Source organism: Methylocaldum szegediense (genome assembly GCF_949769195.1).
Lineage (GTDB): Bacteria > Pseudomonadota > Gammaproteobacteria > Methylococcales > Methylococcaceae > Methylocaldum > Methylocaldum szegediense.
The window spans coordinates 3,481,558-3,504,264 of sequence record NZ_OX458333.1 but is presented as its reverse complement, the minus strand read 5'-3'; the positions used below and the strand labels follow the sequence as shown (position 1 = coordinate 3,504,264).

At 54.4% G+C, this 22,707-nt stretch carries 26 protein-coding genes; 9 read left to right on the top strand and 17 right to left on the bottom strand.

All coding sequences use genetic code 11. The features are described from left to right. Nucleotides 1-117 precede the first annotated feature (117 nt). On the top strand, nucleotides 118-432 hold the full coding sequence (locus QEN43_RS15145) for a DUF6763 family protein (RefSeq protein WP_026609208.1): 315 nt from the start codon (nucleotides 118-120) through the stop codon (nucleotides 430-432). A gap of 41 nt (nucleotides 433-473) precedes the next feature. Here the strand turns inward: QEN43_RS15145 and ald are convergent, their stop codons facing one another. From ald to QEN43_RS15120, 5 genes are all read right to left on the bottom strand, one after another. Then, the gene (gene ald / locus QEN43_RS15140; RefSeq protein WP_026609207.1) at nucleotides 474-1,580 is read right to left on the bottom strand and encodes an alanine dehydrogenase; all 1,107 of its coding nucleotides are present in this window, start codon (nucleotides 1,578-1,580) and stop codon (nucleotides 474-476) included. Nucleotides 1,581-2,518: 938 nt separating this feature from the next. Continuing rightward, nucleotides 2,519-3,511 carry a glucokinase gene (gene glk / locus QEN43_RS15135; protein WP_026609205.1) on the bottom strand — a complete coding sequence of 331 codons (993 nt, stop codon included), beginning with the start codon at nucleotides 3,509-3,511 and terminating at the stop codon, nucleotides 2,519-2,521. Nucleotides 3,512-3,538: 27 nt separating this feature from the next. Then, the gene (locus QEN43_RS15130; protein ID WP_026609204.1) at nucleotides 3,539-4,021 is read right to left on the bottom strand and encodes a DUF411 domain-containing protein; all 483 of its coding nucleotides are present in this window, start codon (nucleotides 4,019-4,021) and stop codon (nucleotides 3,539-3,541) included. A gap of 14 nt (nucleotides 4,022-4,035) precedes the next feature. Then, nucleotides 4,036-4,563: a secondary thiamine-phosphate synthase enzyme YjbQ gene (locus QEN43_RS15125; protein WP_449814790.1), complete on the bottom strand. Its 528-nt coding sequence runs from the start codon at nucleotides 4,561-4,563 to the stop codon at nucleotides 4,036-4,038. Continuing rightward, a complete protein-coding gene (locus tag QEN43_RS15120) occupies nucleotides 4,553-5,518 on the bottom strand; it encodes an IS481 family transposase (protein WP_317963379.1) in 966 nt (321 codons plus the stop codon). Before QEN43_RS15120 ends, QEN43_RS15125 begins: the two co-directional genes overlap by 11 nt. Nucleotides 5,519-6,014: 496 nt before the next feature. On the opposite strand from QEN43_RS15120, the gene QEN43_RS15115 reads away from it, so the two are divergent. From QEN43_RS15115 to QEN43_RS15100, 4 genes are all read left to right on the top strand, one after another. Then, nucleotides 6,015-7,760, top strand: a complete 1,746-nt coding sequence (locus QEN43_RS15115; RefSeq protein ID WP_026609201.1) for a proline--tRNA ligase — start codon at nucleotides 6,015-6,017, stop codon at nucleotides 7,758-7,760. Nucleotides 7,761-7,906: 146 nt separating this feature from the next. Then, a complete protein-coding gene (dapC, locus tag QEN43_RS15110; RefSeq protein ID WP_026609200.1) occupies nucleotides 7,907-9,097 on the top strand; it encodes a succinyldiaminopimelate transaminase in 1,191 nt (396 codons plus the stop codon). 26 nt (nucleotides 9,098-9,123) lie between these two features. Continuing rightward, nucleotides 9,124-9,939 (top strand): 2,3,4,5-tetrahydropyridine-2,6-dicarboxylate N-succinyltransferase, encoded by an 816-nt coding sequence (dapD, locus tag QEN43_RS15105; protein WP_026609199.1) that lies wholly within the window; start codon nucleotides 9,124-9,126, stop codon nucleotides 9,937-9,939. A 61-nt stretch (nucleotides 9,940-10,000) separates the two neighbouring features. Beyond that, nucleotides 10,001-10,405, top strand: a complete 405-nt coding sequence (locus QEN43_RS15100) for a hypothetical protein (protein ID WP_026609198.1) — start codon at nucleotides 10,001-10,003, stop codon at nucleotides 10,403-10,405. A 104-nt stretch (nucleotides 10,406-10,509) separates the two neighbouring features. Here QEN43_RS15100 and QEN43_RS15095 read toward each other — a convergent pair whose 3' ends face one another. After that, a complete protein-coding gene (locus QEN43_RS15095) occupies nucleotides 10,510-11,913 on the bottom strand; it encodes an AMP-binding protein (protein WP_051331427.1) in 1,404 nt (467 codons plus the stop codon). 158 nt (nucleotides 11,914-12,071) lie between these two features. Here QEN43_RS15095 and QEN43_RS15090 point away from each other — a divergent pair, with 158 nt between their 5' ends. The 3 genes from QEN43_RS15090 to QEN43_RS15080 all read left to right on the top strand — a co-directional run bounded on the left by QEN43_RS15090 (nucleotide 12,072) and on the right by QEN43_RS15080 (nucleotide 15,462). Beyond that, on the top strand, nucleotides 12,072-12,584 hold the full coding sequence (locus QEN43_RS15090; RefSeq protein WP_026609196.1) for a DUF3015 domain-containing protein: 513 nt from the start codon (nucleotides 12,072-12,074) through the stop codon (nucleotides 12,582-12,584). 137 nt (nucleotides 12,585-12,721) lie between these two features. After that, nucleotides 12,722-14,524 (top strand): Lnb N-terminal periplasmic domain-containing protein, encoded by a 1,803-nt coding sequence (locus QEN43_RS15085; protein ID WP_156912642.1) that lies wholly within the window; start codon nucleotides 12,722-12,724, stop codon nucleotides 14,522-14,524. A gap of 56 nt (nucleotides 14,525-14,580) precedes the next feature. Next, nucleotides 14,581-15,462 (top strand): alpha/beta hydrolase, encoded by an 882-nt coding sequence (locus tag QEN43_RS15080; protein WP_051331425.1) that lies wholly within the window; start codon nucleotides 14,581-14,583, stop codon nucleotides 15,460-15,462. Here QEN43_RS15080 and QEN43_RS15075 read toward each other — a convergent pair. Genes QEN43_RS15075 through tatA form a run of 4 tightly spaced genes read right to left on the bottom strand, consistent with a single transcriptional unit; the run spans nucleotide 15,443 to nucleotide 17,530 of the window. Beyond that, nucleotides 15,443-16,168, bottom strand: coding sequence for an SAM hydrolase/SAM-dependent halogenase family protein (locus QEN43_RS15075; protein WP_026609195.1), 726 nt, complete (start codon nucleotides 16,166-16,168; stop codon nucleotides 15,443-15,445). The two genes, QEN43_RS15080 and QEN43_RS15075, sit on opposite strands and share 20 nt — an antisense overlap. Before the next feature lie 46 nt (nucleotides 16,169-16,214). After that, complete coding sequence (tatC, locus tag QEN43_RS15070) at nucleotides 16,215-17,000, bottom strand: twin-arginine translocase subunit TatC (protein ID WP_051331424.1); 786 nt, start codon at nucleotides 16,998-17,000, stop codon at nucleotides 16,215-16,217. Beyond that, entirely contained in the window at nucleotides 16,987-17,313 is a 327-nt protein-coding gene (tatB, locus tag QEN43_RS15065) for a Sec-independent protein translocase protein TatB (protein ID WP_084161622.1), read from the bottom strand. Before tatB ends, tatC begins: the two co-directional genes overlap by 14 nt. Before the next feature lie 16 nt (nucleotides 17,314-17,329). Next, nucleotides 17,330-17,530: a twin-arginine translocase TatA/TatE family subunit gene (tatA, locus tag QEN43_RS15060; RefSeq protein WP_026609192.1), complete on the bottom strand. Its 201-nt coding sequence runs from the start codon at nucleotides 17,528-17,530 to the stop codon at nucleotides 17,330-17,332. 664 nt (nucleotides 17,531-18,194) lie between these two features. Here tatA and panD point away from each other — a divergent pair. Beyond that, nucleotides 18,195-18,575 (top strand): aspartate 1-decarboxylase, encoded by a 381-nt coding sequence (gene panD, locus QEN43_RS15055; protein WP_026609190.1) that lies wholly within the window; start codon nucleotides 18,195-18,197, stop codon nucleotides 18,573-18,575. A gap of 88 nt (nucleotides 18,576-18,663) precedes the next feature. Here panD and folP read toward each other — a convergent pair whose 3' ends face one another. From folP to rpmJ, 7 genes are all read right to left on the bottom strand, one after another. Beyond that, nucleotides 18,664-19,452 (bottom strand): dihydropteroate synthase, encoded by a 789-nt coding sequence (folP, locus tag QEN43_RS15050; protein ID WP_317963378.1) that lies wholly within the window; start codon nucleotides 19,450-19,452, stop codon nucleotides 18,664-18,666. Nucleotides 19,453-19,698: 246 nt separating this feature from the next. Beyond that, a complete protein-coding gene (rplQ, locus tag QEN43_RS15045; protein ID WP_026609188.1) occupies nucleotides 19,699-20,064 on the bottom strand; it encodes a 50S ribosomal protein L17 in 366 nt (121 codons plus the stop codon). 19 nt (nucleotides 20,065-20,083) lie between these two features. Next, nucleotides 20,084-21,079: a DNA-directed RNA polymerase subunit alpha gene (locus QEN43_RS15040; RefSeq protein ID WP_026609187.1), complete on the bottom strand. Its 996-nt coding sequence runs from the start codon at nucleotides 21,077-21,079 to the stop codon at nucleotides 20,084-20,086. 16 nt (nucleotides 21,080-21,095) lie between these two features. Next, complete coding sequence (gene rpsD / locus QEN43_RS15035) at nucleotides 21,096-21,716, bottom strand: 30S ribosomal protein S4 (RefSeq protein WP_317963377.1); 621 nt, start codon at nucleotides 21,714-21,716, stop codon at nucleotides 21,096-21,098. Nucleotides 21,717-21,731: 15 nt separating this feature from the next. Continuing rightward, nucleotides 21,732-22,118 (bottom strand): 30S ribosomal protein S11, encoded by a 387-nt coding sequence (rpsK, locus tag QEN43_RS15030; RefSeq protein ID WP_026609185.1) that lies wholly within the window; start codon nucleotides 22,116-22,118, stop codon nucleotides 21,732-21,734. 30 nt (nucleotides 22,119-22,148) lie between these two features. Further along, on the bottom strand, nucleotides 22,149-22,505 hold the full coding sequence (gene rpsM / locus QEN43_RS15025) for a 30S ribosomal protein S13 (protein ID WP_026609184.1): 357 nt from the start codon (nucleotides 22,503-22,505) through the stop codon (nucleotides 22,149-22,151). 80 nt (nucleotides 22,506-22,585) lie between these two features. After that, nucleotides 22,586-22,699, bottom strand: coding sequence for a 50S ribosomal protein L36 (gene rpmJ, locus QEN43_RS15020; RefSeq protein ID WP_084161621.1), 114 nt, complete (start codon nucleotides 22,697-22,699; stop codon nucleotides 22,586-22,588). Between the last annotated feature and the right edge of the window lie 8 nt (nucleotides 22,700-22,707).

The window sequence follows — 22,707 nt, the reverse complement described above, 5'->3', positions numbered from 1 at the left end:
CCGACTAAAACCGCACTTGGGTATTTTCGACAAGAACTCGTGTTATGCTTGCCGCGACTGGTGAATGGAACATCCTTTTTGGACGCTTGTTTCCAAGCATTATCGGAGGATTAAGCCATGCCGACGGTTGCGGATCCACTACTCGAAAATTGGTATCAAGACACCGAGACCGGAAGATCGTTTCGCGTCGTCGCAGTGGACGAGGATAACGACACCATTGAAATTCAGTATCTCAACGGCGATCTCGGTGAATTCGATTTCGCCTCTTGGTACGAGTCGCCGTTCGTGCCGATCGACCCCCCTGAGGACTGGAGCGCCCCGTTCGACGACGTGGAAATGGATGACCTCGGTTACACCGATGCGGATTTACATGAGCCCGCTCAGCGGGATCTCACGTTGGACGATTTTCTAGACCAAGAAGACGAGTACTGATTTCGGCCTAGGTCCATCGGTATCGAAATCGCCGATGATCATCACAATTCAGAAAACGCCGTGTAACGCTCCATGAGTCCGAAAGTCTCGGCCACCGGTTTGCAGGTGAGATAACCTCGGTGAACATTCACGGCCTTGGCTAATCCCGGATTGTCCCGCAGCGCCGCCAAGCCCTGGCTAGCCAACGACAGGATATACGGAAAGCTTGCCTCAGTGAGCGCAATTGTCGATGTCCTGGGATACGCCCCCGGCATGTTAGTCACGCAATAATGGATGACGCCGTGTTTCACATAAACCGGTTTTGAGTGCGTTGTAGGCCGTGATGTCTCCACGCACCCCCCCTGATCGATGCTGACATCGACGATCACGGAACCGGGCTGCATCGATCGGACCATATCTTCGGTCACTACGTAATCCGCCCTGGCACCATGCCGCAATACCGCGCCGATGACTAGATCGGCTTCGCACGCATGGCGTGCGACAGCGTCCGGTTCCGCTACAAAAAAAGCGATATCGTCCGCGATTTCACGCCGTATCCGCTCGCCCTTGGCCTTGTCGATCCCGGCAACCGAAACCTCAGCCCCGAGTCCCCAGGCTGTTTGAGCGGCGTGATAAGCCACGACGCCGTCGCCAACAATCAAGACTCGCCCGTGGCGCATTCCCAAAACCTTACCGAGCTGAACGCCCCTGCCGCCGTTAAATTCCGCCAGATAATAGCCGCCAATCAACGCCGCCATGTTGCCCGCAACGGCGCTCATAGGCGCGAGAATCGGAAGTCGGCCGAGCTCGTCCTCTAGTGTTTCGTAAGCCACGGCCGTAGTGCCGCGTTCCAGCAGAACCTCGGTGAGTGAGCGGGGAGCCCCGGCCAGATGGAAGAAGGTAAACACGATTTGATTTCGGAGGTAGGCGTACTCCGATTCGATAGGCTCCTTGACCTTGAGAACCAAATCGGCATCCCACGCATCCTTCACCCCGCCAATACGGGCACCCGCCCGAAGGTATTCGTCATCTTTGAATCCGGAACCAAGTCCAGCATTCGTTTCAACGACAACCTCGTGCCCTGCCTCGACGAGTACCGATACGTGGCGCGGCGTCAGTGCGACGCGGTTTTCGTTGTCCTTGATCTCTTTGGGTACTCCGACTCTCATGGCAGTGCGCGCCTCAACGGATCTCGAAATTTCTAAACGATTGTATACGCTTGGAGCAACCATGCTCATAACGGCTTCGGCCGATACCAGGACCGGCCGTAACCGACACTACGATCTTCCGCTTGCAGCCGCTCACCTCGTGCTTAACGGTCGACCGCGCGATACGGCGATGCACGGCGGCATTGCCACCCGCCCAAAGCGAGCAATATCCCAAACTCGATTGTTTTATCGTGCGCGAGGCGAAAGTCCCTGTCTCCGCCTCATTACGAGCGTGCTCATTCGCGCCGGCACGCGAATGAGAGATCGTAAAGACTCCGGTTGCCGTCAATCACCCGCGCCTCTCGACAACCAGCTTAAGACACTCCTGACGCCATTGGCAATCATGTTCCCGGCAAGACATACGATTTTCGGACAAAAAACATGCGGCCTTGCCTCTAGCGCGTTGAATTGCCCACACGAGTTGTTTTTCTGTACGGAAATATTCCAAATCCCGGATACCCTCGTGACGGGCGATATCCAAAAGCTCCGCAGCGATCATCGACCTCTTCTTGGTTTAAAAGCATAAAAAAAGATGGCGCGATTCTGCGCCTTCACGTCCTTGGGCCTGAATTTGTCGATTTATGGTGCCTAATTCTCCTTTCTAGCTTGAATGAAACATTCGTCCCGCCATAAACAACCGTATTGGTCGCAAATCGCATCGCGAGCCGTACCGAAACAATCGAAATTTCCTTCAACAATCTGAATCCTTCGGATCAGATCCCGCTTACTCAGACGGCCTGGAGCCACGCCCATACGTCTAGCGATCGCGCGAACTTCATCAACACGCATAACGAACCTCCTCCGATGATCGACTCAACTCTGAGATATCAATTTGACGAATGCGTTACGGCGACGGTGCCGGCCAGGAGAAAGCCCGGCCGGCAAGCGTCTTACGATCATCAAAGCAACATGCGTGCCGCATAATCGGCGGCACCCATCAAGCCCGTATGAGAGTTCAATGCGACGCGAACCGGAACGGCGGATAGAAACTCCGAAAGCCGGCCTTTAGCACAGAAACCTTGCATGAAAGAACCATCTTGAAGTGCCGGTAAAATCTTCGGTGCGATTCCGCCTCCGACCAAAACACCACCGGTAGCGAAACACCTCAAAGCCAAGTTACCGGCTTCTGCACCAAAAATGCGCGCAAACAGGGTCAAAGCTTCACGACATAGCGCATCTCCATCGCGCAATGCACGCGTGCTGATTTCCCGAGCAGGGTCGTCCGCATTCTTTATCGAAGCGTCTAATCCAAGCCTTTCAGGCGCCTGTTTCATGTCCCGAAGGTATTCGTACACATTGACGAGCCCGGGACCCGATAAAATGCGCTCATAGCTCACATGTCCGCTGAATTTGTTCCGCAAATAAACGAGCAAACCGTCTTCCAGCGCATCGTTTGGCGCAAAATCCCCATGTCCGCCTTCGGTCGCCAACGCATGGTAGAGGTGACCATCCCAGTACAATATCGCCTGTCCTAAGCCGGTACCGGCTGCTATGACGGCCCGATTACCGGTTGCGGGCTTCGCATGAGGGTTTAGGTCCACCCACTCGTCGGGCCGCAGCCGAAGCAAACCCAAGGCCATGGCCTGAAGATCGTTCAACAGTTTCACCTTGGGTGTGCCCAATAAGGCTACCAAACGCATCTCGTCGATTACCCAAGGCAAATTGGTGGTTTGGCAGCGGCCATCTATAACGGGACCGGCAACGCCGAAGCAAGCGGCGTCGAGCAACTCGCGTCCTTTCCTCAAGAAATCTTCGATCATGTCTTCGAACGCGCCATATCCCGCACTTGGGTAAGTCGCCTCCCTCACGATAGTTGCGGGCAGTCCTTCCATTCCTACGTCGTACAATGCAAGGAGCGTTTTCGTTCCGCCTACATCACCCGCCAACAACATGACCGTTCTCCTGTCGTTTAGGCGAAGTTAATAGAAGCGGTATTCCTGGAACGTGTCGACTTTCCCGCTCTTGTCAAAGATCAAGACGGCGAAAGGATCTTTCTTTCCGCCCATTTCCATACCAGGGGTGCCCACAGGCATCGCGGGAACTGTCAATCCCGAAACCTCTGGCTTGGTTTGAATTAGCTTCTGGACATCCGCGGCAGGAACATGGCCTTCAATCACGTAACCATTGACCAGAGCCGTATGGCAAGACTGCAGCTTATCCGGCACTCCGAGTTCTTTCTTGATCCTGTCCATGTCGTTAGACTTGATATCGCGCACGACAAACCCATGTTTTTTCATATGTTCCAGCCATTTTCCGCAGCAACCGCAGGTAGGGCTGCGGTAAACCGTCATTTCCACTGGGTTTTCGAGGAGTGGGGCGCCTTTATCCCATATGCTCTCCTCGGCGTGAACCGAAAATGTAGACAGAACTACCGCCATCAACGTCAAACGCAAAAATTTCATTGATCACTCCAGGTTCAAAATGTCTCGCCGTTCAAAGTGGCGATCACAGAGCGCGAGCCGCCACGATCGCGATGCTCGCCTAAATAAATTCCCTGCCAGGTACCCAACAGCAAACGTCCGTCGCCGACCGGAACGGTCACGCTCGAGCCCATCAGACAAGATTTGATGTGCGCCGGCATGTCGTCCGCCCCTTCCAGGGTATGGGTGTAATGGGCCAATCCATCGGGCGCCAGAGTTCTTAAATGCGTTTCGAGGTCCCGCCGCACGCTTGGGTCGGCATTTTCATTGATAACCAGCGACGCGGAGGTATGTTGAACAAAAAAATGAGCGATGCCGATGCGGAATTTTCTCAGTTCTGGCAAGAACCCCAATAGTTCTTCGGTGATGAGATGAAATCCGCGCGGCCGCGGTTTTAATGTAATTCGTTTTTGCAGCCACATTTGGTTAGTGAAACGTTTTGCATGGATTGTAATTATGGAGCCACCATAAACAATCCGTCGAAGGGCGTAAATACGAGTTTTTCTAACTTGATTAGGTGTCAAGTCCCGCAAGATCGTAAACCTTCTTTCGAAAAAGATGAGGATGGGACAGTTGCCAGTTTTTGAGAGCCTGGATCGGGGTGAGATGGCGTAAGGCCTTTTGGGGAATGTGATGATTGTACAGCTCGACATAGCGGTGCAGGGTGGTGTCCAGATCGGCGGTTGAATCGAAGTGATGGGTTTGCAACACCTCCTCGATGCGGCCATTGAAGCGTTCCACCAGGCCATTCGTTTGGGGCCGGCCCGGCGGAATCAGGCGATGTTCGATGCCTTGTTCAGTACAGAGGCGGTCAAACTCATGCGTCCCCGAGGGCTGCCGAGTTCGGGTCAGGAAACGGTCGGTAAACTCCGAGCCGTTGTCGGTCAGGCATTTCTGGATGCGGAAAGGCGCGGCCTGAATCACCGCTTTGAGGAAGTCCTTTGCGCTTAAGGCGGTGCGGTTGGGCTTGAGGGCGACATAGACCCAGCGGGTGGCGCGGTCGATGGCGACGAACAGGTATCGGCGGGGTTCGCCGTCGATGGCGGGCAAGTACTTAACATCCAGGTGAAGGAAGCCGGGCTCATAGGCCTTGAAGGGTTTGACCTTCGCCTTCTCTGTAGGCGGAAGCAGGGTCTTGAGGGACGCCACCCCGTGGCGGCGCAGGCAGCGGTCTAGCCCGGAACGGGACACGGCGGGATTGAGAAATTCCCGGGTCACGGCCAGGAGATCATCCAAGGGGAGGAGCAGAGCTTGGCGGAGGTAGACCACGATGGCTTCCTGGGCGGGCGTGAGCGTGGTTCTGAGGGTGTGGGGCCGGTGTGAGGCATCTTCGACCGAGGAGCGGTGTTTCCACTTGCGGACGGTCGTTCGGCTAATGCCATGCTTTTGGGCCAAGGCGCGCTCGCTCAACGTGGACGCTTGAATGGCCTGCCGAACGGCCGGGGTGGTACGGGCGTTCTTATGAAGACGAATCTGCATGGAGAGAAACCTCACTTGGACGAACCGAATATCTCCTGGAGAAGGCTCCGGGCTTCGAACCAAGCATAACTCCTTCTCGGTAAATAATCACACGAGACGCGACAATTAGGGCGCAGGAAAACTAACGGTGAATTGACAACACTCGAAACACGTTCACCGCCGCACTCAAACTGACTCGAATTTCGTTCTTCAGTTCCAAGCCGAAACCTTGAAGTGATTCAAGCGAGACCTTAAACCCCCACTTTTCGCCGAGCTTGACGGTGATTTTAGCCGGCTCCAACGCGTGCAACGAATTGAGGATTTCGCACCCGATCGCCGTCATCGTACGATTCGACAAGCAAAAGAACCAACACGGCTTCGCCGCTGATGGCGGACGGCACGTACTCATAGTTTCAGGCAAACATTCTCGCCTGATTGAAAAACGAGCCCTGACGGTCTAACTAGGCTGACGATACAATAGTAAGGCCGTTTTTTATCCCAATCTAATTTCACCCTCATGCGCACTAGCCAATTTCCGCTTAACACGATCAAGGAAACCCCGGCCGATGCCGAAGTCGTCAGCCATAAACTGATGCTCCGCGCCGGCTTAATCCGCAAGCTTGCCGCCGGCCTTTACACGTGGCTCCCGTTGGGACTGCGCGTACTCCGCAAGGTGGAAAACATCATCCGCGAGGAAATGGATCGCAGCGGCGCGCTCGAAGTACTCATGCCGGCGGTGCAACCCGGCGAGCTGTGGCAGGAATCGGGCCGTTGGGATATGTTCGGCCCCGAACTTTGCCGCTTCAAGGATCGCCACGAGCGGGATTTCTGCCTCGGACCTACACACGAGGAAATCATCACCGATCTGGTCCGCAGCGAGATCAAGAGCTACAAGCAGCTGCCGGTCAACTATTATCAGATTCAAACGAAGTTCCGGGACGAGATCCGCCCCCGATTCGGCGTCATGCGCGCCCGCGAATTCCTGATGAAGGACGCCTACTCGTTCCATCTCAACCAGGAGTCCTTGCAGGAAACCTACGACCGGATGTACGAGACTTATTCCCGAATCTTCAAACGGCTGGGATTGCGGTTTCGTGCCGTACTCGCCGATACCGGAGCCATCGGCGGCAGCATGTCTCACGAGTTTCACGTACTCGCGGAGTCCGGAGAAGACGCCATCGCTTTTTCCGACCAGAGCGATTATGCCGCCAATGTGGAACTGGCCGAAGCCCTCGCGCCAGCCGAGGCGCGCCAGCCCGCGAGCCGCCCCATGGAGAAGGTCGCGACGCCCGGCAAGACCAGCATTGCCGAAGTAGCGGAATTTCTGAACGTTCCGCCCGAAAAAATCCTCAAAGCCATCGCCGTGATGATCGCGAAACGCGATCTCGACCGCGAATGGGAGGAATTTTGCCTGTTGCTGCTGCGAGGCGATCATGAACTCAACGAAGTCAAGGTCGGTAAAATTCTCGGCAAGTTCCGCTTCGCCACCGACGATGAAATCGAGCAGCACATGGGCTGCCGTGCGGGCTACATCGGCCCGATCCAAATAACCGGCGCGAAAGGAGTCATCAACATGGTTGCGGACCGTGCCGTACCGGCGATGAGCGATTTCGTCTGCGGCGCAAATGAGAAAGGGTTCCATCTCGTCGGCGTCAACTGGGACCGCGACCAGCCGACGCCCTTGCACGTTCACGACATTCGCAAGGTCCAAGAGGGCGATCCCAGCCCGGACGGCAAGGGAAATCTACACATCGCCCGCGGCATCGAAGTTGGACATATCTTCCAGCTCGGTACCAAATACAGCGAAGCGATGCATGCTACGGTGCTGAATGAAGAAGGAAAGAACCAGGTGCTGATCATGGGCTGCTATGGCATAGGAGTGTCCCGCGTGGTCGCCGCCGCCATCGAACAAAATCACGACGAACGGGGAATCATTTGGCCGGAAGCACTAGCCCCGTTCCAGGTGGCTCTAACCCCGATCAACATGCATACATCGGAACGGCTAAGAGAAGTAGCCGAGCACTTGTACAACGCTCTCTTAAGCGAAGGCATAGACGTCCTGTTCGACGATCGAAAAATCCGACCCGGTGTTATGTTCGCAGACTTGGAACTGATCGGAATTCCCCACCGCGTCGTGGTCAGCGAGCGCTTGCTCGAATCGAATCAGGCGGAATACAAGGGCCGGCAGGACGGAGAAGCCATTCAAATTCCGCTCGAGGAGGTCGTGCCTTTCCTTCGAACGCGGCTGAACAGTATCGGTTGAAGGATGTTCGGAGTCCGTGCAGGGACGCCAGAAGAATCTCTCTCTGACGTACCGCCAGGCACATTGGAACGTGGCCGATATCCTCTTATACTATGCGCCGCTTTTTCGTCGGCAAGGCGCTGAACTTTGAAATCGAATAGCCCCGCATGAATCCCCATCTACAAAAACTACAGCCCTACCCGTTCGAGAAGCTGTTCGAACTCAAGCGAGGGATCACGCCGCCCACTGACAAACCTCATATCGCGTTATCGATAGGGGAACCCAAACATCCGACGCCGCAATTCATTACCGAAAGCCTGATCGCTCATCTTCACGGGCTGGCCAATTATCCAGCCACCAAGGGGCTTCCGGAACTGCGCCGGGCGATCGCGGACTGGCTGTCGCGCCGTTTTTCCCTACCTGCGGAAAGCGTGGACCCGGAACGCCATATCCTACCCTGTAACGGGACCCGCGAAGCGCTATTCTCCTTCGCCCAGTGCGTCATTGATGCCTCCAAACGACCGCTGGTTTTGGTGCCCAATCCGTTTTATCAGATTTACGAGGGAGCGGCCCTGCTGAGCGGTGCAGAACCTTATTTTTTGAATGCAACGCGGGAAGCCGGCTATTTGCCGGACTTCCACTCGGTGCCGGACGAGGTCTGGGCGCGTTGTCAGCTGATTTATCTCTGCTCTCCGGCCAACCCCTCCGGGGCGGTCATCGGAGCCGAAACACACCGAAGACTCATCGAGTTGTCGGATCGCTATGGATTCTTGATCGCGTCGGATGAGTGCTATTCCGAGCTGTATTTGGACGAATCGGCTCCGCCTCCCAGCTTGTTGCAGTCCGCCTACGCCATGGGCAATACGGAGTTCAAGCGCTGCATCGTGTTCCATAGCCTTTCCAAGCGTTCCAATGCGCCCGGACTCCGGTCCGGTTTCATTGCCGGAGATGCGGAGGTCATGACGCTCTACCAGCGGTATCGCACCTACCATGGCTGTACGCTCCCGTTGCCCGTGCAGCACGCGAGCATGAAAGCCTGGCAGGACGAGAAACATGTCGCCGAGAACCGGGCGGAATATAGGCGAAAGTTCTCGGCCGTTTACCAGGTTCTAAAAGATCTGCTCGACGTGTCTCTGCCCTCCGGCGGGTTTTATCTATGGCTCAACACGCAGCGCGACGACTGCGAGTTCGCGCGGAATCTCTATGCCCGTCAAAACGTAACGGTACTGCCTGGGAGTTTTCTGTCACGCGACGCTCGCGGAGTCAATCCTGGCCAAAACCATATCCGGATGGCCTTGGTCGCGCCTTTGGAGGAATGCGTGGAAGCCGCCTACCGCATTCGGGAGTTCATTCAATAATCGTCGTCAATCGAAAAAGTAAAGTCATGTCCTTAGAAAACATCATCAACGAAGCCTTTGAAGACCGAGCCCACCTCACCCCCACGTCGACCAGTGCTGTGATCCGCGAAGCTGTTCAGGAGGCGCTGGCGCTGCTCGACAGCGGACGCGCGCGGGTCGCCGAGAAGAAGAATGGGGAATGGGAGGTCAACCAATGGCTCAAGAAAGCCGTGCTGCTGTCCTTCCGAATCGCCGATAATCGGATGATGGAAGGTGGCGAAACCAAGTACTTCGACAAAGTCGAACCTAAATTCGGCGGCTTCAGACCGGAACATTTTGCCGCCATGGGGGCGCGTGTGGTGCCACCCGCCACCGTCCGGCGCGGTGCCTACATTGGCCCCGGCGTCGTATTGATGCCGTCTTTCGTCAACATCGGCGCTTATGTGGATGCCGGCACGATGGTGGATACCTGGGCTACCGTGGGTTCCTGCGCTCAGATCGGCAAGAATGTTCACCTATCCGGCGGAGTCGGCATCGGCGGCGTTTTGGAACCTTTGCAGGCCGCACCCACTATCATCGAGGACAACTGCTTCATTGGCGCCCGTTCGGAAATCGTTGAAGGTGTCATCGTCGAAGAGGGCTCGGTCATCTCCATGGGTGTGTATATTGGGCAGAGCACAAAGATTTATAACCGCATGACCGGTGAAATCACTTACGGACGGGTACCGGCGGGCTCGGTGGTAGTACCCGGAAGCCTCCCTGCCAAAGACGGAAGCCACAGCCTTTACTGTGCAGTGATCATCAAGCAAGTGGACGAAAAAACACGCAGTAAAGTGGGCATCAACGAGCTGCTGCGCGACTGACGAAATTTCACGATGGGCGAATCCGTTCGGGAGAGGCCCATATCAAGCATGAGGTAATAACATGAAGAAAAGCCTTTTCCTAAGTTTCGCCCTATTGTTTTCCGCCAGTGTCTTCGCCTCCACGGATCATTACATCCGGCGCGAAGGCAACCATGTTCAGCATCTCAAGATCCGCAAGTTCGGGGACGATCTCAAGGTGACCATGGACGTGGATTTCGAGCCCACCGGCGCGGCTGAGGAAGGTCGGCGATCGTGCTCTGCGGAAATTTCAGGCGAAGCCAAGGCAGTCAGCGAAAACGAGATCGTGCTAAAAAAACAGGCGGAAGGAGAAGCTCACTACTGCTCGCTGAGAATCTTGCTGACCAACGACGGTGCCAAGGTTGAGCAGTCGCCTGATTGCAAATATTTCGTCGCGGGCATTTGTCATTTCGATAGCGAAGGGCAGGAACTGATCAAAGTCAAATGACCGTTTGAGCGGCTTTGCACATAGAAACCCCGCTGCAATTGGCTGGGTTTTGGTATCACAAAAGCCACGCGTACTCGACCGAGCACCGGGAACGAACCACCTCGTCACGTCTTTGCAAGTTTATCCGCCAGTTCCGCCAAAACTTGCCGGGGCAATTTGCCGGTCTCGGAGCGAGGCAACTCGTCTAATAGATACAATGGCCGAGGTAGAAAAACCGGGTCGAGGCGGGCCCGCAATTCCGCCATTAGGTCATCCTTGGTCATACTCGGCGCCACGGCGAAAGCGATTAGGCGAACGCTCGCTTCAGGTCCGTCTGGCAAAAAGAAGACCCCATCCCGAACCCCTTCGATCTCGTTCAGTACGCTATTCAGCGCCCCGATGGACGTGCGCTTACCGGCGATGTTGACGAGGTCCGCACTGCGCCCCAGGAGCCTGAAACGCCGAGTGCTGTGACATTCGATCACATCGTTCAGCACGACAGGTTCGGGAAGGTGCTCCGCTTCGACCCAAGATTCTTCGGCTTTGCTTTGAAAACGCACACCATCGAACGCCTGCCACAGGTCATCCACGGTTGTACGGCGGAAGGCGATCGAGCCTGCTTCCGTACAGCCGTATATTTCCAGCACGCGGGTTTGAAACAGGGTTTCTGCCTTGAGCGCCCAGTCGCGGGAAAGTGGTGCCGTTGCCGACACGATGAGCTCGATGTCCGGCAGTTTTTCTCCCGCCTCGACGAGAGCTCGAATATGTACCGGTGTTGTCACGAGCATTCGTGGCTTTGGGCACTGTTCCAGAGCCGCTCCGATGTCGGCCGGGAAAAAAGGCCTCCCAGAATACAGCGCCACCTCGTCTAGGCAGAATGGCAGCAGGATACTAGTCTCGAGACCGTACATGTGCTGCGGAGGGACAGTCGCAACCACGGTAACCAATCGATGCTTCGCCAAGCCTAACGCCGCACCAATCAGTTTCGCGCTTTCACAAAAGGTCCTCCAGGTTTTGACATGAGGCTGCGGATGGCCGGTGCTTCCTGATGTGAAAGCAATCGCGGCAACCCGCTCTCCGGGGATGTCGAAAATGCAAGCGTCCCGCACCGATATCAGTTGCGGGACACGATCATCGTAGCGGACGACCTCATCCAGTCCTTCGGGAACGTCCGAACCATCGGTCAAGCAATACAGCTGGGGAAATTGCTCCGCCACCCGCTGTAACACCTTGGGCGCGCGACTCGGCGGTAAGAGATTGACCTGCCCCCTGATAAGGGCCGCCGCAAAAGCGACGAGAAACCGGTAGCGGTTTTCGCACAGATTGACCATGTAAGGTCGATTGGGAAGATTTGCCGCAAGACTCGTGACTTCCCGCCAATATTCTCCCAACGATATGGAACGGCCCCTATCAATCGCAATTACACGGGTTTCGCTGAAATGCTGGATCGACGTATAAAGTGGTTGGGTGGATTCGAAGGCTTTGGAAGCGGATTCGTCTTGATATATCGTCAATGGCCTGTTTGCCATGTGATTTTATTCGAATCGGAAAACTTTTCTTCAAAAACTATACGCAACCGGCGGATAAATTTACAAGCTTCGCCACAATCTGGTATTAAGGGTAAAAGGCGGATCGCTTTCGTGCGCCCGATGTCAGTCCACGTTCAACAACCTCAAGGAGAATTCCAATGAAGAAGATGACGATCGTGATCGGTGGTCTGTTGTTAATCGGCCCTATGCTGGCCCACTCGACCAACCATGTCCAAGGCGCGGGCCCGAGGGGAGACGGCGCTAGCGGTTGCGGCTGGGGTGCCTTGCTGTTCGACGGTAACAGCGGCGTCGGCGCTCACGTGCTCGCCGTTACGACCAACGGCAGCTTTGGCAACAATACCTTCGGCTTATCGTCGGGCACTAATGGCTGCGACGCTGAGCAGCCCATTCGCTACAGGGGCGGACGCGTTTACATCGGCGCCAACATGACCAAATTGGCCGAGGACATGTCTCGCGGTTCCGGCGAAACGCTTGCCGGACTCTCCGAAGTCATGGGCATTGCAAAAGAAGACCGGCCGGCCTTCTATGCACTGCTCAAGAAGCACTTTGCCGTGATTTTTCCCCGAGACTCCGTCACCAGCGATGAAGTCATGGATGCTTTGATCGTTGTGATGAAGTCCGACCCTATACTGTCGAAATACGTCGGCTAAATCCCGGACAAAATGAGGCGCTGCCAGAAAAGCTGAAGCGCCTCTCTTCTTCGCCCGTGAAATCGGTCTTGTGCCTGCTTGCGGCTCTAACGCTTCCGACAGCCGCTTTCGGCGCCTTCGAGTCTGAAAATCCCTTGATGCTGATTCGAAAGGCGCGCGCGATGCGTTTGTATGATGATCCGGCCTGGTTGGCCCTAGGCCATTACCGACGCAACGGCTTGGGAAACTGGGTCAGTGACGCCGATGACCCGGCCTTTTTTCTTGCTGAGTCGGGACAACACGACCCCGAAGCCGAATTGTCCGCCACCATTCTGGCTTACTTCGCGCCGGGAGGCGGAGATCATCACCCTCGGTGCCGTTTTCCTGCCCGCTATCATTGGTTGAAAAGCCGCCTCGGTTTCGCCGGCTCGCCGACATCGAACAGCGACTGCAAAGCGTTTTCGGAATGGGCCGAAACGTTGAACGCCCACTCGGTTAGCCTGATCTTCCCTGCCTCGTACCTGAACAGTCCGTCATCCATGTTCGGGCATACTTTTCTGCGCCTGGACGGAGAAAATCAGGATGAAGACGCGCGTCTCTTGGCTTATACCATCAATTATGCGGCTGACGTAAATCCTGCCGACAACGAACTGTTCTACGCTTATCGAGGTTTGTTTGGCGGTTATCCAGGTGTTATATCGGTGCAGCCGTATTATGACAAGGTGAAGGAATACAGCGATTTCGAGAACCGCGACATTTGGGAATACGCCCTGAACCTGACACCCGACGAAACCGCGCAACTGGTCCGTCACGTTTGGGAGATTCGCCCCATCCGCTTTGACTATTATTTCATTGGAGAAAACTGTTCTTTTCGCATTCTCAGCCTATTGGACGTAGCACGCCCGGGTCTTGGACTTCGAGAGAAGTTTCCCCATCGTGCTATCCCTTCGGATACTGTGCGCGCTGTCGTCGATGCGGGACTAGTGGATCATGTGGAATACCGCGCATCCGCTGCAACCGTTCTGAACGAACATACCCGCCAGCTCACCTCCGAACAGAGAGATCTAGCCCAACGGTTAGCTGCTGGTAAAGTCGCTGTAAACAGCGATGCACTCAATAAACTGTCGGCCTCGGAACAAGCGGCTACCTTGGAAGTCGCTTATGAATCATTGCGTTACCGAGCTTTGTCCGACAAATTGCCTAGGGAAAGTGTTGCAGGCCTAAGTTATAAACTCCTGGCGGCCCGCAGCCGAATCGATGCCGATTCACTGTTAAAACCTCCTCGTCGTCCCTCGACACGGGACGACGAGGGACACAAACCGTGGCGTGCTGATCTCGGCTTCGGTTTTTTCGACCATAAGGCTTTCGGCTCATTCCGACTGCGCTCGGCCTATCATGATCTGACGGATCCTCTCGCCGGCTATCGACTAGGTGCTCAGATCAAGTTCCTCGATGCCAGCTTCCGTTATTACGAAGACGATAGATTCCAGATTGAAGCTGTCGATGTGATCGATATCGCATCGTTGACACCTCGCACCGAGTTCATCAAGCCTTTATCCTGGACCGTCAGCCTCGGTGCCCGACGAAAACTACTTGAATCGAGTCGCCCACTGGTGGGTTATTTGGATGGAGGAATGGGTCTGAGCTACGGCATCGGCAGCGGGCTCATCTTCGGCCTGGTGAACACTACACTGGAAGCGAGCGACGCCACTCAGCCGGGCGTCGATGTCGGCCTAGGATCTCGATTCGGCTGGCTGTATCAGGGTTTCGGAGGCCAGGGATTCATTGACTTCCGAATCGTCTGCTATGTCGTAGATGATGACTATTGTGCGGGCGGACTTCACCTGGATCACACCGTAAACCTGGGCCGGGATTACGCACTCAACCTGCGTCTTGGCCGGGAACGGGGAGAAAACGCCTATGCAAGCGAGTTCCTGTTGTCGGTGCGCCGGTATTTTTGAGAGACTGATAAAGTTTGTGCCGCACCTTGTACAACCGGCCCTGACGGAGACGTGACATGTCCCGGCGCTCGTTCGGGATTCTTTTGATTATCCCGCTCGCCTTTAGTCTTTCCGGATGCGCCAGCCTTCTCTTTTACCCGGACCAAACAATGCGGCTGACGCCCAAAACACTCGGTCTCGAATACGAAGACGTCAACCTAACCACACCGGATGGCGTTAAATTGCACGGCTGGTTCTTGTCAGCGCAGAATGAACCGCGCGGAACCATATTCTTCCTGCACGGCAACGCTGAAAACATCAGCACTCACATTCATAGCGTCGCCTGGTTGCCGGGTCAGGGATACCAAGTTTTTCTCCTCGATTACCGCGGCTACGGCTTATCCGAAGGCTCGCCCGATCTGCCGGATGTGCTGACCGATGTCGCCACCGGCTTTCGATGGCTCTTGAGCGAACCGCGCGTAGCCGACAGAGACTTGTACCTCTTAGGCCAAAGCCTGGGAGCGACCCTAGGGGCCTATTTCGTAGGTGCGAATCCAGAAGCCCGCGCTCGGCTATCTGCGATCGTCCTGGACGCGCCGTTTGCAAGCTATCGCGAACTTACCCGTGAAAAACTTGCCCTATTCCCCGTGACCTGGCCGCTCCAATATCCGCTCTCGCTCCTGATGCCGGACGATTACAGTCCGATCAAAAATATCGCCAAGCTGTCGCCGTTGCCGCTACTCATCATCTGCAGCGAGACCGACGATATCGTACCCGCCCGCCATAGCGCCGCGCTGTTCGAAGCAGCCGGCGAACCAAAGGCGCTCTGGATCACTCGCGGCCCCCACATCGGCACCTTTGGACAAGAGAACAACCGTCGACGCGTACTAACTTTTCTCGAAGAGTATAAACGCAACGCGTCCCCAGCCGTCGGTGCCCCTACGACTCGAACGAAATGAGCGTGCCGAGCGAAAGCCCTAGCTCGCGGTCGGCGCGGCCACGGTTAACAGCGATCTCGACCAGTCCCATCGAATTTCGATACCAGAAGGCCTGCCCGACAGGCACCGAACAAAAGGTGTTCGCTTGAGCCAATCGCTGGCCGTTCACACGAAGCGCCATGCCGTCGTACTCCTTTCTGTGACGTAGCCCTGTTATGGCATTGCCATAATGATCGAAATAGACGATTTCGGAGATGTCCGACGGCCATTCATCCAAACCCGGTTTTTGATAGTCACGGCTGCTCCAGCTGAAATCGTGATTGGCGATACGTGCCGTAATAGGGGCGAAAAGGTCACGGCCGTGGAAACTCGACGAAAGCGATGTTGGGCGCCATTCGATGATCCGCCAGTGCGTTTCATTCGAATGTACCGCCACCGTATTCAAGAGACCGTTGTCCGGCCCAACGAACCACCGTCCATCCGCATGCAGAACAACCGGCAACCGTTCGCCGCCGACACCGGGATCGACCACGGCCAGAAACACGCTCCCGACGGGAAGTTGCCTGCACAGGGCGGCCAGTAAGTACGAACTCCAGCGGGGTTCGCCCATTGGCGCGTTGCTGACGAGGTTTACGATATCGACGCCCGGAGCCTGCAATCGCAGCACCGCTTCCATTTGTCCCAGATAAGGTCCTTCGGTGCCAAAATCCGTAAACAGAAAAATCATCACGAGGGTAGACAGCGACAGCGGGTGGGTACCCCAAGATTTGAGTCTACTCGTCCTGTAGTTCTACGAGCTGCTCTGCCCGTCTGGGCCGGAACAACCTGGAAAACACCAGTCCCAGCTCGAACAGCAGCCAGATCGGTACTGCGAGAAGACATTGTGACACTACATCCGGCGGAGAAAGTACCATTCCGATGACGAACGCGGCCACAATGATGTACGGGCGTTTTTCGGACAGGCTTTCACGCGTCGAGATGCCGCTCCAGATCAGGACGATGGTCGCTATCGGAACTTCAAACGACACGCCGAAAGCGAAGAACAAGGTCAGTACGAAATCCAGGTAATGCGTGATGTCCGTCATTACCGCGACACCGTCCGGCGCCGTAGCGGTGAGAAACCCGAAGATCAAGGGAAAGACGACATAGTAGGCGAACGCCATACCGCCGTAAAACAGCACTGTACTCGTAACCAGAAGCGGCAGAACCAATCGGCGCTCATGCGCGTATAAACCTGGAGCAACAAAAGCCCAAGCCTGGTAGAGAATATAAGGCACCGACAAAAATACCGCCGCCACCAAAGTGAGTTTGAAAGGCGTCAGGAATGGCGAGGCGACATCGATCGCAATCATTTGCGACCCCGGCGGCAAATGCTTCATGAGCGGCCCGGCCAAATAGGCGTAAATGTCATTGGCAAAATAAGCCATGCTCAGAAAGACGAATAAAACTACGAAAATGCAGCGCAGCAACCTGTCCCGCAATTCCACCAGATGAGAAATAAAGGGCTGCTCGATGTCTTCTTCTATCTGTTGCTGACCTTGCTTGTTACGGTTCGCCATCGCTGCTCTTAGAAGCAATCACTTTCTCGTCCGCGTCGTCCGAATCGGCTTTGGGCTCCTGATTCTCCTTCTGATTGTGCCGAACCGGCATGGATAGCAACTCCACTTTCCGCTTTTCTTCTAGCAATGATTGACGCAGTTCCTCCAATTGAAGCTCACGGTCAATCTCTTGCTTGACCGAATTGGCCATCGCTCTAGCCCTACGAATCCAAAGTGCGACTTCCCTAGCAACTTTAGGAAGACGCTCCGGACCAAACACCAGAAGCGACACAACGCCAACTAGAACCAATTCCCAAAAGCCTATGTCGAACATGCTTTTTGCATTACGGTCAGGGCTTATCCTTGTTTTCGTGGACAGCCTCTCCGTCGATCGTTCGCCCCGGTTTCTCGTCGTCCCCTTCGCTCATCGCATTACGAAAACTCTTTATCGCCGACCCTAGATCGCTACCGATATTTCGTAACCGCTTGGTGCCGAACAACAACAGCACAATCAGGAAGAGGAGCAGCAATTCCCAGACGCCTATACCCATCGATCTTCTCCTACATGTTTTCAGCGGACTCTTATCTGCAAGAAACTAATAAAACTCAATCGCTCAAAACTTCCGGGATACCCGCCCGTATTGTCAGAGCGACACGGATGTACGATTCCAGATGTTGATAGCCGGTCATCAAATCATAACGCCCATTCTCCAAACAGACTTTTCGCTAACGAACCGAAATCTCTGCTGCAATTTAAGACCAAAACATAGCCGATAAGTTGGGACGTACTGCGCGAACTTGATGTCCATGGTCCTGGGTACGTTAAGGAAGCTTTGATTAAGTCCTTCGACAGGCTCAACACGAACGGAACCTTTTGATTCCGTACATGGTGAGCTCGCCGAACCCTGTACCGACTCGACTTGCTCGGACCTCCTCATAAAGAAAGCATGCACACGATAGGTCGCTTTTATCGCCCCGAGCGACCGTTTCGTTCCACTGCCATGAGTCGTCAACCGGTTTTTGCCGTCGGCCGCTGGTCACCATCACAGGGTCAATCCAACGATACACGAAATGACGGCACTTTGATTGCGAAATTCTGTCACTATCACGGGTAGTACGCTCTTCTTTTGGGCACTAGGTCGGTGCGGGGTTGCTAGGTCCGTAGATTTTACGGATAATTCCCAGATTTAACGAGCCTACGCCCAGGTTGAACGTATGCAAACGATGATGCTTAAAGCAAAGTTACATAGAGCTCGAGTGACACACTCTGAACTCGAATATGAGGGCTCTTGTGCCATTGACGGTTTGCTACTCGATTGCTCAGGCATCAAGGAATACGAGCAAATTCAGATTTATAACATCAATAATGGTGAACGGTTTACGACTTATGCGATCCGTGCTCAAGAGGGATCAGGCATAATTTCTGTTAACGGTGCGGCCGCCCGACTTGCCGCTCCGGGCGACTTGGTAATCATATGTGCCTATGTCGGCCTGAATCAAAACGAGCTTATAGGCTATAAACCCACGCTGATTTATTTAGGGGAAAATAACCAGATCGTCCGTTCAAGTCATGCCATTCCAGTCCAAGCGGCATGACCACCGCTGTCTAACCGCGTATTATCCCTCTACCAATTGACCGGCGTTAGCCGAGTATAATCACCGGATGACAACCTGCGGAACTACATCACATCTGCAAAACCGCAGCTGTGACATCCGCAGCCTGACGATTAGCCTTTACATCGTGTACTCGAAACATCGTCACCCCGGCCGATACGCCGAGCACCGTTGTTGCGATAGTCGCCCCAACCAATTCCATCGGCCGCGTCTCTCCACAAATCGCCCCCATAAAGCGCTTCCGACTCGCCCCGAGTAGAACTTTGTAGCCCGTTGCTACAAAACGGGACAGTTCTCTTATCAACCTAAGGTTGTGCTCTTTTCGCTTCCCAAATCCAATACCTGGATCAATGATAATATTTTCCGAGGCAACACCCGCGGCTTTGGCAACCTCCGCCCTTTCCACCAAAAATTTCAATACCTCTTCGACGACATCCTCATATTCCGGATTGTCTTGCATGTTCTTCGGTTTGCCTCGCATATGCATAAGCGCGATTGGCACGCCTGCCTTTGCTGCTACTGTAAACATATCGGGGTCATCCCTGCCAGCCGAAATGTCGTTTAGCATATTCGCCCCGGCGGCCAATGCCTCCTGAGCGACTCGGCTCCTTGTCGTATCGACACTTAGCATTACGTTCGCAGGTAAATGGGTCCGCAGCGTCTTGATGACCGGAATGATTCGCGCGAGTTGTTCTCTCTCGCTAACAGGCTCTGAGCCAGGCCGGGTGGACTCACCCCCGATGTCGATAATATCCGCACCCTCAGACACCATATTTTGCGCGTGCGCCAGGGCGGCGTCCGGTGAACAATATTTTCCGCCGTCAGAAAAACTGTCTGGAGTTACGTTCAGAATCCCCATAATGAGGGGTTTCGGCCGGATGCCCGACATCTCTCGCGCAAAGTTTATTTGATGTCGAAGTTTCCGTTTATGAGGGGGCGATTACGCAGGTCGAAATACCTGCATAACCGCGCTTTCTGTTCAAGGACCCGCATCGAATATGCTACCGACCCCGGTCGAAGCGACCTCCCCGTACCGAGGGAGGTAGACATGGAGCAACGCTTGGGTAGAGCCGCTTTTACCTCATTCACCTCGACCGTTTGAAGCTTATCTGTTCACGCGGTCGACAAGCTCTACGTACGCCATCGGGGTGGCGTCACCCTTGCGGAAGCCGCACTTCAAGATTCTCAAGTAACCACCCGGGCGATCCTTGAATCGCGGCCCGAGCTCATCGAAGAGTTTAACGACGGCTCGGCGATCCCGAATACGTGCAAATGCAATTCGGCGTGCGGCCACGCTATTATTCTTCGACAGCGTTATCAGAGGCTCAGCAAACCGCCTGATCTCCTTCGCTTTGGGCAACGTAGTCTGAATGATTTCGTGACGAATCAACGATGCCGTGAGATTCCGAAACACCGCTTTCCTGTGACTACCGGTGATGTTTAGTTTTCTACCCGAATTACGATGCCGCATTTGTAATACCAAACAATTTTTAGGAGTCTTGTTGCTCTCGTTTAAGACCCTCCGGGGGCCAATTCTCAAGTCGCATGCCGAGCGACAACCCTTTTGTAGCTAAAACGTCTTTAATCTCGGTCAGCGACTTCTTTCCAAGGTTCGGCGTTTTCAACAAATCCACTTCTGTTCTTTGAATCAGATCGCCGATGTAAAATATGTTTTCCGCTTTCAAGCAGTTCGCTGACCGTACGGTCAATTCCAAATCATCAACCGATCTTAGCAAAAGCGGATCGAATCGCGGTTTTTCCTCGCTAACCTTTGGTGTCTCTTCGCTCTTAAGAGCAACAAACACCGACAAATGCTCATTCAAGATTGTTGCCGCTTGACGAACAGCCTCTTCCGGGTCAACCGTGCCGTTTGTCTCGAGCTCGAGGATGAGCTTATCCAAATCCGTCCGCTGCTCGACACGTGCATTCTCCACCAGATAGGACACCCGACGAATCGGACTGAACGACGCGTCGATTCTAAGCACGCCGACAGCCGACTCCATTTGTCCCGCACTGCGGGCGCCGACCGGTTGATAACCGCGACCTTTTTCAACCTTCAGGGTCATGCTTAACTTCCCCGAATGGGTCAGATTCGCGATTTCGAGTTCCGGGTTGAAAATTTCCGCATCATGCGTAAGCTCGATGTCAGCTGCCGTGACCTTTCCAGGCCCTGTTTTATTTAACCTAAGCGTTGCCTCTTGCCCACCGGGAATGCGAATAGCGAGGTTTTTAAGATTTAGGAGGATATCAATAACGTCCTCTTGCACGCCGTCAATGGTCGAGTATTCGTGCAATACACCTTCTATCGTCACTTCCGTGACTGCCCAGCCGGGTATTGACGAAAGTAGTACCCGTCTCAGCGCATTCCCGAGCGTGTGACCGAACCCTCTTTCGAGTGGCTCGATTACGATCCGCGCGCTGTTGCGATCAATAGGATTAACGTCAACCAGTCGCGGCTTAATTAAATTCGCTAAGTAGTTTTGCATCGAATCGGGCCAACAATTATTTGGAGTACAACTCGACAACCAGCTGTTCGTTTATTTCAGAACCCAAATCGCTACGCTCCGGTACCGACTTAAATACGCCTCGCATTTGCTTCGGATCAACGTCAACCCAGCTAGGAAATCCGTACTGTTCCAGGACCTGCAGCGCATCCTTAATCCTCATCTGATTTTTCGCCTTCTCCCGAACGCTGATCACATCTCCCGGCATGACTTGATAAGACGGCACATTCAATACTCTGTCGTTGACCATAATTGCCTTATGGCTGACCAGCTGTCGCGCCTCGGCTCTGGTCGAAGCAAACCCCATGCGGTAGACGACATTGTCTAAACGGCATTCGAGCAGAGATAATAAATTCTCGCCTGTCGAACCTTTCCTGCGCGAAGCCGTCTTATAGTAATTTCGGAATTGACGCTCCAGGACACCGTAGATCCTACGTAGTTTCTGCTTTTCCCGGAGCTGAATGGCGTAATCGGACATGCGAGCACGCTTCTGGCCGTGCTGCCCCGGCTGCTGGTCCAACTTGCACTTTCCCTCCAGCGATTTGCCCCGCGCCTTAAGAAACAGATCGGTCCCTTCTCTTCGACTAAGCTTACACTTTGGCCCTAGATATCTAGCCATTCTTTACCCCTCTGCTTATACCCGGCGCCTTTTCGGAGGACGACATCCGTTGTGCGGTATCGGCGTGTTGTCAATAATGTTCGTGATCTTAAAGCCCATGTTATTCAGCGTCCTGACCGCCGACTCGCGGCCCGGCCCCGGACCTTTAATTCGGACGTCCAAATTTCTCACGCCAAAATCCTTGATTATATTCCCGACCTTTTCCGCAGCAACCTGAGCCGCGAAAGGCGTACTTTTTCGAGACCCTCGGAATCCGGAGGCTCCCGCGGTAGCCCACGCGAGCGCGTTACCTTTACGATCCGTAACGGTAATTATCGTGTTATTGAAAGACGCGCTGATATGAACAACCCCGTCGGAAATATCTCTTTTAATCCGTTTTGCCGGACGACTAGATGAAGCCATAGTGATGTCTTACCTCGAACTTTTTAGCGATCACTTGCGAATCGGTCGACGCGGACCCTTTCGGGTTCGCGCGTTTGTCCGCGTTCGCTGCCCCCTGACCGGCAAACCGCGTCGGTGCCGTAAACCACGATAGCACCCCAGATCCATTAACCGCTTAATATTCATTGCCGTCTCGCGCCGCAGATCTCCTTCTACCACGAACTTCGCAACTTCCTCGCGGATACGCTCAATATCGCTGTCAGCCAATTCTCTGACTTTAGCTGCCGGATTCACTCCGGCATTTTGACAAATTAAAGCCGCCCTGGATCGACCAATTCCGTAAATCGCTGTAAGCGAAATGACCAGGTGCTTATGATCGGGAATATTTACTCCCGCAATTCGTGCCATTTATCCTGCCTCCACTTCATCTTGGAATCGGGCTGAATCTCGCATCATATCATCTGACGTAAAAATAGGCCATCTTAAACCTAGCCTTGACGCTGCTTGTGACGCGCGTCCTTACATATAATGCGAACAACCCCTTTCCTCTTCAGAACCTTACAGTTTCGGCAAATTTTCTTAACCGAGGCACGAACCTTCATTGAAATTC

Excerpts from the sequence above, each read along its gene's own strand:
- QEN43_RS15145 (WP_026609208.1), top strand. The coding sequence starts at position 118 with ATGCCGACGGTTGCGGATCCACTACTCGAAAATTGGTATCAAGACACC.
- ald (WP_026609207.1), bottom strand. The coding sequence starts at position 1,580 with ATGAGAGTCGGAGTACCCAAAGAGATCAAGGACAACGAAAACCGCGTC.
- glk (WP_026609205.1), bottom strand. The coding sequence starts at position 3,511 with ATGTTGTTGGCGGGTGATGTAGGCGGAACGAAAACGCTCCTTGCATTG.
- QEN43_RS15130 (WP_026609204.1), bottom strand. The coding sequence starts at position 4,021 with ATGAAATTTTTGCGTTTGACGTTGATGGCGGTAGTTCTGTCTACATTT.
- QEN43_RS15120 (WP_317963379.1), bottom strand. The coding sequence starts at position 5,518 with ATGCAGATTCGTCTTCATAAGAACGCCCGTACCACCCCGGCCGTTCGG.
- QEN43_RS15115 (WP_026609201.1), top strand. The coding sequence starts at position 6,015 with ATGCGCACTAGCCAATTTCCGCTTAACACGATCAAGGAAACCCCGGCC.
- dapC (WP_026609200.1), top strand. The coding sequence starts at position 7,907 with ATGAATCCCCATCTACAAAAACTACAGCCCTACCCGTTCGAGAAGCTG.
- dapD (WP_026609199.1), top strand. The coding sequence starts at position 9,124 with ATGTCCTTAGAAAACATCATCAACGAAGCCTTTGAAGACCGAGCCCAC.
- QEN43_RS15100 (WP_026609198.1), top strand. The coding sequence starts at position 10,001 with ATGAAGAAAAGCCTTTTCCTAAGTTTCGCCCTATTGTTTTCCGCCAGT.
- QEN43_RS15095 (WP_051331427.1), bottom strand. The coding sequence starts at position 11,913 with ATGGCAAACAGGCCATTGACGATATATCAAGACGAATCCGCTTCCAAA.
- QEN43_RS15090 (WP_026609196.1), top strand. The coding sequence starts at position 12,072 with ATGAAGAAGATGACGATCGTGATCGGTGGTCTGTTGTTAATCGGCCCT.
- QEN43_RS15085 (WP_156912642.1), top strand. The coding sequence starts at position 12,722 with ATGCTGATTCGAAAGGCGCGCGCGATGCGTTTGTATGATGATCCGGCC.
- QEN43_RS15080 (WP_051331425.1), top strand. The coding sequence starts at position 14,581 with ATGTCCCGGCGCTCGTTCGGGATTCTTTTGATTATCCCGCTCGCCTTT.
- QEN43_RS15075 (WP_026609195.1), bottom strand. The coding sequence starts at position 16,168 with ATGATTTTTCTGTTTACGGATTTTGGCACCGAAGGACCTTATCTGGGA.
- tatC (WP_051331424.1), bottom strand. The coding sequence starts at position 17,000 with ATGGCGAACCGTAACAAGCAAGGTCAGCAACAGATAGAAGAAGACATC.
- tatB (WP_084161622.1), bottom strand. The coding sequence starts at position 17,313 with ATGTTCGACATAGGCTTTTGGGAATTGGTTCTAGTTGGCGTTGTGTCG.
- tatA (WP_026609192.1), bottom strand. The coding sequence starts at position 17,530 with ATGGGTATAGGCGTCTGGGAATTGCTGCTCCTCTTCCTGATTGTGCTG.
- panD (WP_026609190.1), top strand. The coding sequence starts at position 18,195 with ATGCAAACGATGATGCTTAAAGCAAAGTTACATAGAGCTCGAGTGACA.
- folP (WP_317963378.1), bottom strand. The coding sequence starts at position 19,452 with ATGGGGATTCTGAACGTAACTCCAGACAGTTTTTCTGACGGCGGAAAA.
- rplQ (WP_026609188.1), bottom strand. The coding sequence starts at position 20,064 with ATGCGGCATCGTAATTCGGGTAGAAAACTAAACATCACCGGTAGTCAC.
- QEN43_RS15040 (WP_026609187.1), bottom strand. The coding sequence starts at position 21,079 with ATGCAAAACTACTTAGCGAATTTAATTAAGCCGCGACTGGTTGACGTT.
- rpsD (WP_317963377.1), bottom strand. The coding sequence starts at position 21,716 with ATGGCTAGATATCTAGGGCCAAAGTGTAAGCTTAGTCGAAGAGAAGGG.
- rpsK (WP_026609185.1), bottom strand. The coding sequence starts at position 22,118 with ATGGCTTCATCTAGTCGTCCGGCAAAACGGATTAAAAGAGATATTTCC.
- rpsM (WP_026609184.1), bottom strand. The coding sequence starts at position 22,505 with ATGGCACGAATTGCGGGAGTAAATATTCCCGATCATAAGCACCTGGTC.
- rpmJ (WP_084161621.1), bottom strand. The coding sequence starts at position 22,699 with ATGAAGGTTCGTGCCTCGGTTAAGAAAATTTGCCGAAACTGTAAGGTT.